The sequence below is a fragment of the Peribacillus sp. 05N428 genome (assembly GCF_056397085.1).
The window spans coordinates 271,913-288,190 of sequence record NZ_JBFTMS010000001.1; the positions used below are offsets into that span (position 1 = coordinate 271,913).

Annotated in this window: 14 protein-coding genes; 12 read left to right on the forward strand and 2 right to left on the reverse strand. The window is 41.3% G+C overall.

Annotated features, from left to right (window positions below):
- The first annotated feature begins 368 nt into the window (after window positions 1–368).
- From AC1DIV_RS01230 to AC1DIV_RS01255, 6 genes are read left to right on the forward strand one after another with little or no spacing between them, the layout of a single operon-like run.
- Window positions 369–1,472: an amidohydrolase/deacetylase family metallohydrolase gene (locus AC1DIV_RS01230; RefSeq protein WP_340876267.1), complete on the forward strand. Its 1,104-nt coding sequence runs from the start codon at window positions 369–371 to the stop codon at window positions 1,470–1,472.
- Window positions 1,450–2,556, forward strand: coding sequence for a DgaE family pyridoxal phosphate-dependent ammonia lyase (locus tag AC1DIV_RS01235; RefSeq protein ID WP_048678861.1), 1,107 nt, complete (start codon window positions 1,450–1,452; stop codon window positions 2,554–2,556). Before AC1DIV_RS01230 ends, AC1DIV_RS01235 begins: the two co-directional genes overlap by 23 nt.
- A complete protein-coding gene (dagF, locus tag AC1DIV_RS01240) occupies window positions 2,553–3,308 on the forward strand; it encodes a 2-dehydro-3-deoxy-phosphogluconate aldolase (protein ID WP_034312316.1) in 756 nt (251 codons plus the stop codon). Before AC1DIV_RS01235 ends, dagF begins: the two co-directional genes overlap by 4 nt.
- Complete coding sequence (locus AC1DIV_RS01245; protein WP_340876270.1) at window positions 3,301–4,314, forward strand: sugar kinase; 1,014 nt, start codon at window positions 3,301–3,303, stop codon at window positions 4,312–4,314. Before dagF ends, AC1DIV_RS01245 begins: the two co-directional genes overlap by 8 nt.
- A 15-nt stretch (window positions 4,315–4,329) precedes the next feature.
- Window positions 4,330–5,052, forward strand: coding sequence for a GntR family transcriptional regulator (locus AC1DIV_RS01250; protein WP_048678855.1), 723 nt, complete (start codon window positions 4,330–4,332; stop codon window positions 5,050–5,052).
- Between the two features lie 56 nt (window positions 5,053–5,108).
- Window positions 5,109–6,434 carry a GntT/GntP/DsdX family permease gene (locus AC1DIV_RS01255; RefSeq protein WP_054396071.1) on the forward strand — a complete coding sequence of 442 codons (1,326 nt, stop codon included), beginning with the start codon at window positions 5,109–5,111 and terminating at the stop codon, window positions 6,432–6,434.
- 210 nt (window positions 6,435–6,644) lie between these two features.
- Here the strand turns inward: AC1DIV_RS01255 and yppF are convergent, their stop codons facing one another.
- Together yppF and AC1DIV_RS01265 are read right to left on the reverse strand one after the other, a co-directional pair.
- Window positions 6,645–6,827 (reverse strand): YppF family protein, encoded by a 183-nt coding sequence (gene yppF / locus AC1DIV_RS01260; RefSeq protein ID WP_055348417.1) that lies wholly within the window; start codon window positions 6,825–6,827, stop codon window positions 6,645–6,647.
- 254 nt (window positions 6,828–7,081) lie between these two features.
- Window positions 7,082–8,374: an MFS transporter gene (locus tag AC1DIV_RS01265; RefSeq protein ID WP_048678849.1), complete on the reverse strand. Its 1,293-nt coding sequence runs from the start codon at window positions 8,372–8,374 to the stop codon at window positions 7,082–7,084.
- Between the two features lie 1,147 nt (window positions 8,375–9,521).
- Between AC1DIV_RS01265 and AC1DIV_RS01270 the strand changes: the two genes are divergently transcribed.
- From AC1DIV_RS01270 to AC1DIV_RS01295, 6 genes are all read left to right on the forward strand, one after another.
- Entirely contained in the window at window positions 9,522–10,337 is an 816-nt protein-coding gene (locus AC1DIV_RS01270) for an IclR family transcriptional regulator (protein WP_048678846.1), read from the forward strand.
- Window positions 10,338–10,610: 273 nt separating this feature from the next.
- Window positions 10,611–11,144 carry a cupin domain-containing protein gene (locus AC1DIV_RS01275; RefSeq protein WP_034312308.1) on the forward strand — a complete coding sequence of 178 codons (534 nt, stop codon included), beginning with the start codon at window positions 10,611–10,613 and terminating at the stop codon, window positions 11,142–11,144.
- 122 nt (window positions 11,145–11,266) lie between these two features.
- Window positions 11,267–12,205 carry a VOC family protein gene (locus AC1DIV_RS01280; RefSeq protein WP_323597985.1) on the forward strand — a complete coding sequence of 313 codons (939 nt, stop codon included), beginning with the start codon at window positions 11,267–11,269 and terminating at the stop codon, window positions 12,203–12,205.
- A gap of 100 nt (window positions 12,206–12,305) precedes the next feature.
- Window positions 12,306–13,097, forward strand: a complete 792-nt coding sequence (locus AC1DIV_RS01285; RefSeq protein WP_323597984.1) for an SDR family oxidoreductase — start codon at window positions 12,306–12,308, stop codon at window positions 13,095–13,097.
- A gap of 30 nt (window positions 13,098–13,127) precedes the next feature.
- Window positions 13,128–14,816 (forward strand): thiamine pyrophosphate-binding protein, encoded by a 1,689-nt coding sequence (locus AC1DIV_RS01290; protein WP_340876274.1) that lies wholly within the window; start codon window positions 13,128–13,130, stop codon window positions 14,814–14,816.
- 12 nt (window positions 14,817–14,828) lie between these two features.
- On the forward strand, window positions 14,829–16,274 hold the full coding sequence (locus AC1DIV_RS01295) for an aldehyde dehydrogenase family protein (RefSeq protein ID WP_340876275.1): 1,446 nt from the start codon (window positions 14,829–14,831) through the stop codon (window positions 16,272–16,274).
- Window positions 16,275–16,278 lie beyond the last annotated feature (4 nt).

Sequence of the window (16,278 nt, forward strand, 5' to 3'; positions counted from 1 at the left end):
AGCATTATTTCCGGATAATTAGAGTAGAAACTTTCATCAATGGATTTTGTGAATTCGTAAAAAAAAGGCGGGAAGAAAAACAGATTGTTTTTCTTCCCGCCTTTTTTTTCATGGGTAGTATGAAAAATTTAAAAAAACCTAATGAGATTATATTATATGAAGAAACTAAGAAGCACAAAGAAAAAATAGCCTTGATCTTATAAAAATTCTGTAAATTTAAATCAAACATTATAACGTTATATTGATTAGTTCGACAAAATATGATAATCTACTTTTGTAAAGAGAAATTAATGAATTCTTATACAATTCAGTGTAACCGTATACAAAGTACTTTCAATCGATAGGATGTACCGAAAAGGATGAGGGAAATGACAGATACGTTAGTTCTGAAGAATGTAAAAATGGTAGAGGGAAAAGCAGCGGATATCATCCTGGAAAATGGGATGATTAAGGAAATTGCACGACCCGGAACTGCAACAGGAGATAAGATAATAGATTATGATCAAAAAGTTTTTGTTTCGAGCGGTTGGATTGATATGCATGTACATGCTTTCCCGGAATTCGATCCTTATGGTGATGAGGTTGATGAGATTGGATATAAAACTGGTGTAACAACGGTCATAGATGCAGGAAGCACGGGGGCAGATAGGATAACCGATCTGGTTAGAAGTTGTGAAAATTCCAAAACGAATGTTTTCGCCTTTCTGAATATTTCGCGGATTGGATTGAAAAGGGTTGATGAGTTATCGGATATTTCATGGCTGGACGAAAGGGAAATAATGAAGGCAATTTCCAAGTACGGGGATTTTGTCGTTGGACTTAAAGCGAGAATAAGTAAAAGTGTAGTTGGTCCAAATGGTGTCAAGCCATTAAAAATCGCTAGGAATTTCTCGGCTGAAACGGGTTTACCATTAATGGTTCATATCGGTTCAGGGCCGCCTGATATTAAGGAAGTCCTTCAATTACTTGAGGAAAAGGACATTATTACTCATTTTCTAAATGGTAAAGCGAATAATTTATTTGATGAAAGAGAAGTGCCGCTGCCTGAGTTGATTAAGGCGATTGAACGTGGTGTACATTTGGATGTAGGTCATGGAACGGCAAGCTTTTCTTTTAAAACTGCAGAAATGGCTAAAAAGCGGGGAATCGGCTTCAATACGATCAGTACGGATATATATCGGAAAAACAGAGAGAATGGGCCAGTTTTTAATATGGCAAATGTGCTTACAAAATTTTTGTACCTCGGTTATCCATTAAAAGAAGTAATAGATGCGGTTACGGTCAATGCAGCAGCTTGGTTGAATAAACCAGAGCTTGGAAGGATTTCAGCTGGGGATATTGCGAACCTAACTTTATTCTCGATCGAGAATGAGCCGACCCTTTTATTGGATTCCGAAGGCGAAAAAAGGATGGCAGAAAAAAGAGTTGTTGTAAAAGGAGTGGTTATAAATGGAGAATTCATTGAATGCTAAATACGGTTTGAAAAGAGTCATCAATGCAAGCGGAAGAATGAGCATATTGGGAGTCTCTGCCCCAACTGACACAGTGATGGACGCGATGAAAAAAGGTGGGCAAAATTATGTTGAAATTTCTGATTTAGTCGATAAGTCAGGCCAGCATATAGCGAATTTGCTTCATTCTGAAGCAGCGGTGGTCGTAAACTCAGCATCAAGCGGAATTGCGCTTTCAGTAGCGGCAATCGTTACTGAAGGAAACAGAAGGAAAAGCGAAAGGCTTCATCAAGATCGTATTCAAAAGAATGAAATCATCATGCTGAAAGGCCATAACGTTCAGTATGGTGCACCGGTTGAAACCATGATTTATCTTGGCGGCGGAAAATTGGTTGAAGTTGGATATGCAAATGAAGGGAAAGCAGAACATATTGCGGAGGCCATAAATGAAAATACTTCCGCTATTTTATATGTGAAATCGCATCATGCTGTCCAGAAAAATATGATATCGGTCGAAGAAGCATGGGAAGTGGCCAAAACGAATAATATCCCTCTGATTGTCGATGCAGCAGCGGAAGAAGATTTGGAAAAATATGTACAATTCTCCGACCTGGCGATTTATAGTGGTTCAAAAGCCATTGAAGGACCCACATCCGGTATCGTTGCTGGCAGAAAAAAATATATCGAATGGGTAAAGGTTCAATTGCACTGTATAGGAAGGAGCATGAAGGTTGGAAAGGAAACGACCTTTGGGCTGCTTCAGGCATTGGATGAGTATTTTGTCAAGACGGATAATAGCGAAAAAGAAAAAGCTAGTTTACAAGTTCTCACATCACTTGACTCGATTGATGGCGTAAAAGTAACGATAGTTCAGGATGAAGCCGGACGTGCCATATATAGAGCACGTATTTCCATAGATCCTTTGACGGAAACGACGGCGAAAGAAGTGAACGAGCAGCTCAAAAATGGGGATATCGCCATTTATACACGGGATTATGGGATACGGCAAGGCTTTTTCGATATAGATCCGCGTCCATTGCAAGGTGATGATATAAATGTTATTGAATCACGATTAAGAACCATATTAGGAGGAAAACAAGGATGACAAACATAAACAAACGGTTATTGAATGATCGCGTAGCCTTAAATGTACTTGCAAATAGTGTGGAAAATGCAGTGGAAGTCTTTGAAGCAGCTGAAGGACATGTATTGGTTGGTGTACTCTCAAAGGATTATCCAACTGTCGAAGCAGGTGTTACAGCAATGAAAGAATACGGGGAAGCCATTGATGAGGCCGTTTCAATTGGATTGGGCGCAGGCGATAATAGACAGGCTGCAGTTGTCGCAGAAATAGCAAAATACTATCCAGGCAGTCATATTAACCAGGTTTTTCCGGCTGTTGGTGCTACGAGGGCCAATTTAGGCGAGAAGGATAGCTGGATAAATTCACTTGTTTCTCCAACTGGGAAAGTCGGTTATGTGAATATCTCCACTGGTCCAGTAAGTGCAGGCGCAAGTGAAACTGCCATTGTGCCAATCAAAGCTGCCATTGCGCTCGTTCGCGATATGGGAGGAAATGCTTTGAAATATTTCCCTATGAAAGGACTGAAGCATGAAGATGAATATCGTGCTGTAGCAAAAGCTTGTGGTGAAGAGGGATTTGCTTTGGAACCAACAGGTGGAATCGACTTAAATAATTTCGAGACGATATTAGAAATTGCATTAGAAGCAAAAGTGCCTAAAGTCATTCCCCACGTATATTCTTCCATCATTGATGAAGCGACTGGTAAAACGAATGGGGAGGATGTACGGAAATTATTGGCCATGACGAAAAAATTGGTTGAAAAATATGCCTAAAAGAATTGTGGCATTCGGGGAAGTAATGATGCGTTTGCAGGTACCAGGGCATGAATTGCTATCACAGGCTAACACGCTGCAATACTCCTTTTCAGGCACGGGAGTAAATGTGGCTTCTGCGATGACAAAACTTGGACATGATGGGTATCTTGTGACAATGTTACCGGATAACCCCCTTGGTGATTCAGCAATTTCAGCATTGCAGGGCTTAGGAATCGGCAGGAACTACATCTCTAGAGGCGGCAAATACATGGGGATGTACTTTTTGGAAAATGGATTTGGACAGCGGGCGAGCCGTGTCACATATTCCAATCGACTGGAAAGCAGTTTTAATACTGCAACCTTATCCGATTATGATATGGATATGATTTCGGAAAAGACGGATATCATCCATTTTTGCGGAATCACGCTTGCAATGGCGGAAAATGTACGGGAAAGCATGAAGGTGCTGGCTAGAAAAGTCAAAGAAAAGGGCGGTACAGTCTGTTTCGACTGCAATTACCGACCTTCCTTATGGGAGGGAGGTTACGCTGACGCAAAGCCTCATTATGAAGAAATGCTTTCTTTGGCTGATATCGTCATGATGAATGAAAAAGACGCGCTTTATATTTTAGGAATGAAGTCAGAAGGCTCCACAAGGGAAGAACAGCTTGTTGAGTTGATCCCTGAAGTGGCCAAGCGATTCAAAATTCAATCGATAGCGGGGACACATCGTTCGATCAACAGTAATAATAGCCATACCTTGAGGGGGTATATATACAAAGAAGAAACATTTTACTTTTCCGATATCCTATCATTTTCCGTATATGATAGAATAGGTTCAGGCGATGCTTACACCAGCGGAATCTTACATGGCGAATTGCTAGGATATTCCCCTGAAAAGACAGTACGATTTGCTGCTGTATCAGGAATGCTGGCATGTACTGTCGTTGGAGATACTCCTTTGGCAACCGAAAAGGAGATACTCTCGGCAATGGAAGGTAAAATGGAAGATATTAAAAGATAAGGCAGGAGATTAGGAATGAATGTGAACAGAAAAAATGGACCGATGTATTTACAGATAAAAGAAATATTAAAGGATCGTATTTTACATGGGGTTTATGCCATTGACACAAACATTCCCTCCGAGCCTCTTTTAGAAGAAGAATTTAACGTAAGTAAGGTTACTGTCCGTAATGCAATCAAAGAACTCGTGCAAGAGGGGTATGTTGAAAAGAAAAGCGGCAAAGGCACTAGAGTCATAGCTAATGGTTCGATTGTCAAACTTTCCAAAGGGAAGCGTTTCACAGAGCTGTTGGTGGAGGAAGGGCACTCCATTTTAAAAAAGGTGTTAAACATAAGTCAGATTGACCTTTCTTCAGACTCTAAGCTGCATTCTTTATTTGGTGCCCGTTGCATAAGTATCGAACGGATATATTTATTGGACAATGAACCTTATATTTACTTTACACATTATATTTCACTTGATTTAAACCAAGAAGAGATTAAAGAGGTCCAAATCAATTCTTTGTACCGCTTTTTGGAAGAGCAAAACGTCAAACTTGAAACATTCAGAGATGAGTTTGCCGTTGCTATCGCTCCGGATCACATTTGCGAAACACTGAAAATCGAAAACAATAGTCCAGTACTAAAGAGGATTAGGATTTCCAGTGATGGGGACGGAAATGTTACGGAATACAGTGAAGGTTATTACAACACGGCTAAACAGAACTACATTGTGACATATAACGAGCCGGTACAATAATCCCATTTATTGTATTGGTTTGAATGTAAGCGATTTCTTGGGAATGGGGAGAATATATGGATCTATATTTATTAGGAATCACGCTGATAGCAATCGTAATCGTCATTTTGGGGGTATCATTGTGGAAATGGCATGCGTTCATCAGCCTGACTGTTGCCAGTTTATTTTTAGCGATTTTTTCCGGACTGCCAATGGACAAGATCGTTGGTGCTTATGAAACGGGTGTCGGAGCGGTCCTTGGGCACCTTATTGGAATATTGGCCTTAGGGACCATCCTAGGAAAGATGATGTCCGACTCTGGAGCTGGAATGCAGGTTGCTGACTTTTTCATTAATAAATTCGGTGTGAAAAACCTGCCATGGGCCATGCTTTTATCTGGTTTCATCATCGGCATTCCGGTATTTTTCGAGGTTGGTTTAGTAATATTGCTTCCTTTGGTCATTTCCATTCGGAAATCAACCAAAGTGAACATCTTGTTAATTGGCATTCCAGTACTTGCTGGTTTATCGATCGTACATGGGCTGGTGCCTCCGCATCCTGGAGCCATGACAGCTATTGGAATTTATAATGCTAACATGGGGCAGGTACTTCTGTACTCATTGATCATCGCATTCCCGACGGCTGTAATTGCGGGACCGCTATTCGCAAAATGGATTCATAAACGGGTTATTCCTGTTGGAGAACCGGAATTGATCCGTGTCGAAACAAAGTCAAGTGGATTACCCGGCACTGGAGTATCGTTCTTCATCATCCTTTTGCCAGTATTGTTGATGGTTTTAACTGTAGTGGCGCCTTATCTGCCGCTACCGGGTTCGATTGAAAAATTCTTATTGTTTATCGGAAGTCCAGTGATCGCCCTATTAATCTCCTGTTTTGCAGCTTACTATTTCTTGGGCTACAGACAGGGAATGGACAAATCACTAATTAAAAAGTTGACGGAAGAATGCTTATTGCCATTAGCATCCATAATTCTAATTATCGGTGCTGGGGGAGGGTTCAAGCAAATTTTAATTGATAGTGGCGTAGGGACTGCAATCGCTTCCATGTCTGAAGAAATTTCTTTATCACCGATCGTTCTTGCATTCCTTGTGGCCGGATTGATTCGGATTGCCACAGGTTCTGCAACCGTCGCTTTGACCACGGCAGCAGGGATCGTTTCACCGGTCGTTGCCAATATGACGGGTGTTAATCTAGAATTGCTCGTAATTGCCACGGGAGCAGGCTCACTCATGTTCTCCCATGTTAATGACGCCGGTTTCTGGTTAGTAAAAGAATACATGGGACTAACCGTTAAAGAAACTTTCAAAACTTGGACAGTGATGGAAACATTACTTTCCTTCGTTGCATTCGGTTTGGTTTTAATTTTCGATATATTCATTTAATTAAAATGAATTTCTGCAATGTCTGATTAAGTAACATTTACCTCCGTGAACTGTCTTGGGGTGACAGATCACGGAGGCTTTTATATATTTATGAACATACTGGGGATGAGAAAATGACCGGCTGTATTTTTAAAGTAGGTCGTTGCGGAAAAACAGAAACAAAAGTCATCCACAATGGGGAGTAGTTAGTCTAGTGACAAGGGTGTAGCTTCATCCAGGAGATGTTTGTTTGGCTCCTCGAAGATATAAGTCCTGACAGAGACTTCTATATTGCAAGATTGACAGCTTCCCGTTTACATATTCATTCTGAATATAATCCAATAAATCATTGGCATGGTTAGGCTTTTGACGTTTTTCCTGAATATAATGGAGAATTAAAACTTCTATATTCACACACTCACCTTACTTGACAAGTATTTTTTTCCATAAATAATATAACATAGGCATTCAAAAAAATATCATTTTTTGAATATTTTAACTATCGACATATTTATACAAATAAAGGAGTGATTCGGAGTAACCGGTGGGAAATTTTATCGGGTAATGCAAAAAATGAGCGATATTATTTCGACTCACTTTTAAGTCGGCACAAGAAAAACCCCTGATAAATCAAGGGTTGGAGGTATAAAACTGATTTTAAAAGGACTTCATGCTTGTATCTTTTGTACATGTATAGGTGATAAGCGCAGTTCTGCGGATTCTCTCTTAATGGAGAATAAATAAGCTGCCAAACCTAAGAGGGCTGTAAAAATCAGCATGGCGATCGATGAACTGAAGTCCCCGCCAGACAAGTCACGAAGCCATCCCATGATATAGCTCGAAAAGCCGCCCATGATATTCGTGAATCCAATTAGACCTGCGGCTCGTCCTGCCGTTTCAGGTGTTGAATATTTTACCATGAGCATATTGCTTAGGTGGAACACACCGCCTTGACATCCCATTGCCAGTCCCATACATAGTCCGGCCAAAATAGGATTGGGGATGAAGACAGCTACAGTCAAAAAGACAGCCGTCAATGAAAATAGAATCGTGGCCATCAAACTTGGACGTCTGGTTTTGTCAGCCAGAAAACCGCATGCCAAGACAAATCCTAAAGCGAATAGCCAGGAAAGTGAAGTAATGCTTGACATTCCTTCCTTTTCGAATCCTTTTGCTTCAATGAGATATGTAGGAAGCCAAATGCTGATTCCGAAAAATAAGAAGGAGCATACGAGCATGCCGAACCAAACGATCCAGAAACGATAATCTTGGGCGAAACTTTTCTTATTCTCGGAATGGGCGGTTTCTTTTATTTCATCATCCGTTTGGCGAATGAATGCCAATTCCTCCTTACTTATACGGGGGTGCTCTTCTGGTGTATTCCTCGTCATTAAGATGAACATCGGGATATTTATAAATAAGTTGAAAGCTGCAAGCATAAAGAAAGCTGCTTGCCAGTGAAGTAAAGATATCACAAGCACCAAAACAACGGCTCCCATTGCCGGTCCTAAATAGTTTCCGGTAAGCCAAGATGCCTGGGCCCTCCCCAGTTCGCGTTTATTAAACCAGTTAGAAATGAGCTTTCCGGAAACCGGAATCATCATCCCTTCACCAAAACCAAGAATGATCCTGCTAATTAAAAATATTTCATATGAATTTGCCAGTCCTGACATAATCATCGTGATTGTCCAAACGAATAAACCGGCGATGGCTGTTTTTCGGGCACCTAATTTATCAATGATGAAGCCCCAAAAAAGATTTGAAACTCCATAAGCAATGGTGAATACAAAAGATAGAAGACCGATCTTTGCATTTTTGTCAGCACCTGTCATACCGAGTGCATGCAAGAATTCTGGATCTGTTTGAATGATGGAAATGCCAACCTTATCAATTTGTCCAAAAAACCAAAAGAAAAAAATTGGTACGGCAATATACAACCATCTTTTTTGCCCATTTAACATAATACCATCTCCCTATTGCTTTTTAACATTCCTTAAAACGCTTACATTTGAGAATAAGTGTTTTTTCGGTTATCCCTTTAGAAAGGTACTAGTTTGTTTTGATTTTTCCCGCCTTTCTTTAAAATTTTGATAGAAAAAAAGAAACAGAAGTGTTTTGTAAGGAAAACAAAGTTTTACTTTCTTAACGATAAATTAAAATAATTTGATTGTCAATTTAATATTTTGACAATTTTCTATTTTTAGAATATAAGTACTTTCGGTTATAAAACGAACTTTGTTTCATCCTATTGGGTAGATGGAGCTCTATCAACCAGGACTTAAAATGGAAGTAATACTGATTCTTTGTGTCCAAAAAACAAATTATTTACAAATTATTAAAAATTCTGACTCGTTGATATTGAATTTAAAATCAGGAAAATCTATAATTCATTTATATTGTTTTGTATATGAAATGCTTAATATGGAAAATTTCGCGATTTGACAGAGAATATCAATGTATGAAAATTCTTTATTTGTTTTTACTGCTATAATTGGTTATATTTGGTCATATAACAACGAGCTTTTCTATTGAAACGTCAATTATGCTAGGCCTTCCAAATAGTTTTATATATGTAAATATGCTTTAATTGACACTAAACACTATTCTATTTATACATGAAGAGTAAAGGGTTGTGAGGTAGTAATGGTTGCCATTTTGCGGTACTGATTCTTTAACAGGAATAGGGATAATGAATAGCGCTCGAAGACACCAGCTCGGTTAAAGGTTCCTGGCTTTTACTAGCCGTTTTCCGGAAGCGGTGAAAGCGTTGAGTATATCTGATATGACTCATAGACACCAGCTGTTGTTAGCATGAAAGAAAGTAAACGGAAACTTCTGAATTGATTACAATCCATCGAAATATGATTGGAAGAACTTGCAAAGTAAAGGCCGGTGCGCGCTACTGGCGCCAAAGTACCTGTCTAGTTAAGGAAGCAAAAGAAAATAGGCAACCATTGAAGTATGCATCATAAACATTCACCAAAAGAACGATCATAAAAAAATGTATATATATGTTGCATTTTCTTCTTTCTAGGTATGAAGAAAGCTTTACTGAACGGGTTATAGTCAGGGAAAATGAGATTTATTCACAACGGGGGGAATACTTGAATGGCAAGCGAAGAAAAAGAGAAAGAGAAATATAGTGCTAATTCATTGGTTAGGGGCTTGGAAATCATTAAGCTCTTTAATGAAGTACAGCCGAGCTTGTCTCTTTCAGAAATAGCAAAACAACTGGGAGTAAGCAGAACCGTACCATATCGTTTATTATTCACATTACAAAATATTGGTTACTTGTCTCAGGATGAACATACCAAACGTTATAGTTTAACTCCTAAAGTTCTTGAATTGGGGTTCAGCTATTTGAATAGCTTGAAATTCCAAGAAATTGTCCAACCTTATATGGAGACCTTGCGTGATGAAATCGGAGCCTCCTGCCATCTTTCCATTTTGGATGGACAGGAAGTTGTTTATGTTGGAAGTGCCCCGATCAGAGGTGTATCCGCTGTCAATGTGAACATAGGCTTGCGGCTGCCGGCGCATGCTTTGGCCAATGGAAAATTACTTTTGGCATATCAACCGAAAGAATTGCTCATGCAAATGTTCAAAATATCGAACCTTACTCCTTATACAGACAAAACACTCACCGCGCCTGGTGAATTTCAAAAACAGCTGGATTCGATTCGGCAAAATGGTTATTCGATGACAAGCGGGGAATTCCACCCTGGCATCCGTTCGGTTGCCGCCCCGATCTTTGATAGGACTGGGAAAGTATTGGCTGCCTTGAATGTCGTAGCAACAGAGTCTGCTTATCAAGAGGATTTCATCGATAAAATTGCCTTGCCGAAACTGTTGGAAGTTTCTCGTCAGTTATCCGTTTATATGGGATACAGCGGGGTTAAGCCTTATCAACACGAAGATGTCTGAACGATTTAAAATCGATTAATAAGTGAATAACCTCTTTCGAAAGTGTGGATCTCCCATTAGGGAAATCCACACTTTTTTGTGTTAAGAAAAGCAAATCGTTACAAGTTTATCTCATAGTGGTGAACGTTCGGATTATAGAAATAGTTTTAAATATTCTAAAAACTAATTGACAATGAAGCGGTTTCATTTTAGACTTAATTCATAGACAAAACAATGTTTTGCTTATGAAACATAATTCGGTTTAGAAACAACAAATAAGGGAGGAATTTTAAAATGACAAAAGAAACTTTTTCAGTGAAGGATTTTGAAAAAAAATATGTTGCCCGATTGAAAGACCGTACTCTTGATTGGAATGTCTTGAAGTTCCAAGAAGAAATTGATCCCGCTTATAGACGCGCACAGATGAGATATATCGGACGTGGTGCCACTGCCAATAACGATACGAATGTAATTGCAGGTGAACATTTCACTTTAAGTACGATGGTGCTTCCTCCGGGATGTATCGGTCCTTTGCACCTTCATGACGATGTTGAAGAAGTGTTTTTCATTCTTGAGGGTGAAGTCACGGCATTAATTCAAGAGGACAGCTACAGTGAAGTGCATGAAATCAAATTAAGTGCGAGAGACTGCATAAGCAGCCCGCCGGGGGTTTATCGGGGAATTAGGAATGACGGGGATGTAGAGGCGCGCATGCTAGTGATGCTTGGGGCAGTGAAGCCTAACTTACCGACATATCCTGAAGGCAGTGAACTGGAAGAACTGCGTAAACAACGCTCTAAAGAAAGAGAAGCCATCATTAAAGATTGATCATTTAGCCGAAAGGGCACCTGCATTATGAAAATTAATGAGGCGCCCTTTTCGATTAGATTGTTAAATATGGCCAATGCGAATGATCAAAAGGGCAATCTAAATTATGGGAGGTATAAAAAATGCTTGGGATTACTCATTTACGGCATATAAGCATGATAACTCCGAATTTCGACGATCAAGCAGCGTTTTATGAAAAGGTTTGGGGTCTGGATAGAGTGGATGTTCCGGAAGAGGAGAATACGGTTTATTTCCGGGGGGCTGGACCGGAACATCATATTCTTAGTCTTCACAGGGGAGAAAAACGAGGATTGCACCATATAGCTTTTGGCATGGTCGATAAAAATGCGGTGGACCGTGCAGCAGGGATATTACAATCGAAGGGCGTTCGAATCATTGAACCGCCAGGATATTTGGATGAAGCAGGTGCCGGTTATGGCCTGCGGTTTATTGATCCGGAAAACCGCGTAATCGAGCTTTCGGCTTGGGTGGAAGTGCAAACGTCCATTTGGAGCAAGAAAAATGTTGATCCAGTGAAATTGAATCATGTTGTAATGAACACGAAGAACTTAGATATGATCGTTGAGTTTTATACGGATGTACTTGGTTTTAAAGTCACTGATTGGAGTGAGCATCAAATGTCATTCCTACGGTGCAACAGAAAGCATCACTCCATCGCCTTCAATCAAGATGAACATGCGTCAGTCAATCATATCGCATACGAAGTCGATTCCGTGGATGAATTGATGCGAGGAATAAGCAATGTCCGAAAAGCGGGCTTGTCTGAACTTTGGGGACCTGGACGTCATGGGCCGGGAGACAATATTTTCTGTTATTTTCAAGACCCAGGCGGTTTTGTAATGGAGTATACATGTTATCTGGAAACGATCGAAGATGAATCTGAGTGGAGAGCACGTGTATGGAAACGGGTTCCGCATTTAATGGATCAGTGGGGGATTGCAGGGCCGCCGAAACCTGAAGCGCGCAAAGCAATGGGAGGAGATCCCGATCCAGGCTGGGTTGATTCTCATATAGGTGGTTCTGTCATGGCGAAAAAATGAGGAGGAGTTTGATTTCCTCCCATGATTCTTGCGCTAGTTAGCTTCTTGTTGATTAAAGGACAGCATTTGAGGAAAATGGCTTTGAAAAGGAGTGAAGAGAGTGGATTTAGGATTGCAAGGAAAAGTGGCTGTCATTATGGGCGGCACGTCGGGCGTGGGATTAAAAACAGCAGAAATGTTTTTAGCTGAAGGAGCGAAAGTGGCTATTTGCGGCAGAAGTGCTGAGCGTATGGAAAGTGCACAAAGTCAATTGCTCTCATTTGGTGAAGAGGAAGATATTTTTGCATCAACATGTGATGTCACCTCAAAATCGGATGTGGATTCTTTCATTAATGGTACCGCTGAGAGGTTTGGCGGAATCGATATTTTGGTGAATGCAGCCGGTCAAAGCGTGATGGGTCACTTTTTTGACATAACGGATGAGCAGTGGGAAGAACAGATTCAGTTAAAGTTCTTTGCCATCATATATGCCGTTCGTGCTTCGCATCCTCATTTAGTGAAAAGGGGGGGAGGGCGCATCATTAATATTAATGCAACGCTTGCCAAAGAACCTGAACGTCATATGGTAGCGACTGCAGCAGCAAGGGCTGGCCTCCTTAATTTAAGCAAAACCTTGTCCCAGGAATTGGCCTTTGACAATATATTGGTGAATTCAGTGAGTCTTGGATTGATCCGGACCGATCAATGGGAGCGAAGAAGGTTGAAAAATGCGCCTGATATGGACCCTGAAGAGTATTACGGGGACCTAGCGAAAAAACGGAATATCCCTCTCGGCCGCGTAGGGGAAGCGGAAGAAGTGGCCAGTGTCATTGTTTTCCTTGCTTCAGACAAAGCAAGTTATGTAGCGGGTTCGACGATTGAGACGGCAGGAGCGATCGGAAAGGCAATATAAATATATTACTGAAAAAGGTAGGATAACGCGATGAAAATACAAGAAGAAATAGAGTTTACGACCGCCGATTCCATCGTAAAGGAGCTTGTTCAAGCAGGTGTGGAAGCTGCTTTCGGGATTGTCAGCATTCACAATATGCCCATCTATGATGCAATTCTTAGGGAAGGGAGCATCAAACTCATTTGTTCACGCGGTGAGAGCGGTGCCGTAAATATGGCTGATGGATATGCACGCGCCACCGGGAAATTGGGTGTAGTGATTACCAGTACTGGAACAGGGGCAGGAAATGCAGCTGGTTCACTAGTGGAAGCTTGGGCAGCTGGTGTCCCCCTTCTTCATCTAACAGGTGAGGTGGCTTCTTCTTATCTTGGCACAGGCAAAGGATACATACATGAGTGTAAAGACCAGCTTTCAATGATGAGCGGAGCTTGTAAAAATGCAGTGAGGCTTAGAAACCCTGACCAAACCGCAGCAGTAGTAAGGAAGGCAATCCAGGAAGCTTTAACTGCACCAACGGGTCCGGTTACATTGGAAATTCCAATTGACTATCAATCGGTGATCATAGAGGATCTTTCACTCGAAGGGCTGCGAACTTCACCCACTGAAACAAATTCAATGCAAATTATTCCTGAACTAGCCGTTCAAAAAATGGTAAGCGCAAGCCGTCCTGTCATATGGGCCGGTGGTGGAGTCATCAGTGCCAATGCTTCGCAAGAGCTGCAAAAATTGGCGGAAATCCTTGGTGCAGCGGTAATAACCAGTCAGTCAGGAAAAGGTTCGATTCCAGAAAACCATGAACAATGCATCGGACATTTTGCGGCATATGAAACTACAAAAGAGTTTTTAAGAAATGCAGATTTATTGATTAGCGTAGGTGTAAGGTTTAGGGGGAATGAAACATCCAACTGGAAAGTGCCGGTGCCACAAGAACATATAGCGATCGATGCGGATTGGCAGGCCATTAACCGGAACTATAAAGCCACGTTAGGTTTGGTTGGCGATGCAAAAGATATGCTTGCTGCCATCATTCAAAAGCTTGAAGAACATTCAGTTCATGCAGAGCCATCTTATTTACAAGAAGTTCTTTCACTTAGAAATGAAGTGCGCGCTCAACTCAGGGAAACGCTTGGACCGTATGAGCAATTTGTAGATGGCATGAGGGAGATATTACCAGAGGATACCATTCTAGTTCGTGATGTGACCGTACAGGCAAATGTTTGGGGCAGCCGTTTATTTGAAATCTATGAACCGAGAACATCGATTCATGCATCAGGCGGCGGAATTGGTCAAGGTCTTCCAACAGCAATCGGTGCCCAAATGGGATGTCAAGATAAAACCGTCGTTCTTATGGCTGGAGATGGTGGGTTTATGGTGAACGTCGGGGAAATGGTTACGGCAGCCGAAGAAAACTTACCAGTTATCATCGTATTGTTTGATGACTCAGGCTATGGAGTTCTTCGCAATATTCAAACAGCCGCATATGGTCGGCAGGTAGCTGTGGACTTATTGAGCCCTGATTTTGTGAAACTGGCTGAGTCCATGCATTTTGATGCAGTGCGTATTGGTTCTGGAGATGAGTTCATATCCGAACTGAAAAAGGCTAAGGAAAGACGTAAACCTTCAATGATCGTCGTTGATATGGAAGCTGTGGGGCCAATGGCCAAACCATTTGGCGGACCACCGGGAGCTGCGGAAGCATTCAAGCCCAAAAAACTATAAGGAGGATTGAGAATGATTTCGACATACCCATTTGTTTCAGGAAAATATCTAGTTAATGGAGAATGGATAGAATTACCGGAAAAAGTCGATGTTGTAAATCCGGCAAATACATCGGAAGTAGTTGGCCAGGTGGCAAAATGCTCTGAAGAAATCGTGAATGGCGCTATTGAAGCGGCAGAAAATGCTTTTCAAACGTGGTCTCGCTCTGATATCGGGGAACGGGCAAACAGGATGAACACTGCGGCAGAAGAACTATCAAAAGTTATCGAGGAAAATGTTACCGTGTTTGTACGTGAGAATGGCAAAACACTTGTTGAAGCTAAAAAGGATTTACTGCGCTGTGTTGAAGTAATGAAGGGCTGTGCAGCAGAGTTACTTGATTGGTGGAAGCCTGAAGTGCTTCCAGGAAAACAAAAAGTCCAAATCCGAAGAAGGGCAAGAGGTGTCACGGCAATAATCACACCGTGGAATTCTCCGATGATATTAACATTTAAAAGGGTCATACCTGCTGTTTTGGCAGGCAATGCCGTTGTCGTAAAACCTGCAACGAATTGTCCTTTAACGATCATGACCTGTTTAAAAGTAGTTGCTGAACATTTTCCTCCAGGAGTCATCAATATAGTCTCAGGATCAGGAAAAGCAATCGGTGACACACTATGTTCCGATTCACGCGTACGGACATTGGCGTTTGTCGGAAGTACGGAAACCGGGAAAGATATCATGCAGAAATCAGCTGGAAATCTGCAAAAAGTATATATGGAACTTGGCGGCAATGATCCTGCCATCATTTTGGAAGATGCCAATATGGATGAAGCGGCTATCAAACGTTTGAGGATGGGGATTTTACGAGCAGCGGGTCAGGTTTGTTCTGCTGTAAAAAGAGTGTACGTCCAAGAATCACGATATGATGAAGTTGTGGAGAAGCTGACCAAAGAGTTCAGCCGGATGGTGATCGGTGATGGAATTCAGCCTGATGTAACCATGGGTCCATTGAATAATAAAACACAATATGACTTTGTGAATGGCTTGATCGAACGTACCGCTAAGTCAGGAGGAAATATAATCACAACCGGCATCCAGCTGAATCCGGAAACTTGGGATAAAGGTTATTATATGCTTCCTTCCATTATTACTGGCGTCGATCAGCAGAGCGAATTGGTTCGAGTGGAACAATTCGGACCGATCATTCCAATTTTACCTTTCAATGATATCGATGAAGCTGTAAAATTAGCGAATGATAGTGAGTTTGCGCTGCGTGCATCTGTTTGGACCGAGAATGAAGATATCGCTGTCGAAATGGCAGATCGCCTTCAAGCTGGTGCGGTATTCCATAATAATCATACCGTTTTCAGCGACTTGGCCCTGGACTTCCCTGGCTTAAAAGAAAGCGGTGTTTCGCGGGAAACAAGACATTGCGGGTTGGAATTCTTTGCGGACTCATACGGGTTTGCTGATTGAGGAA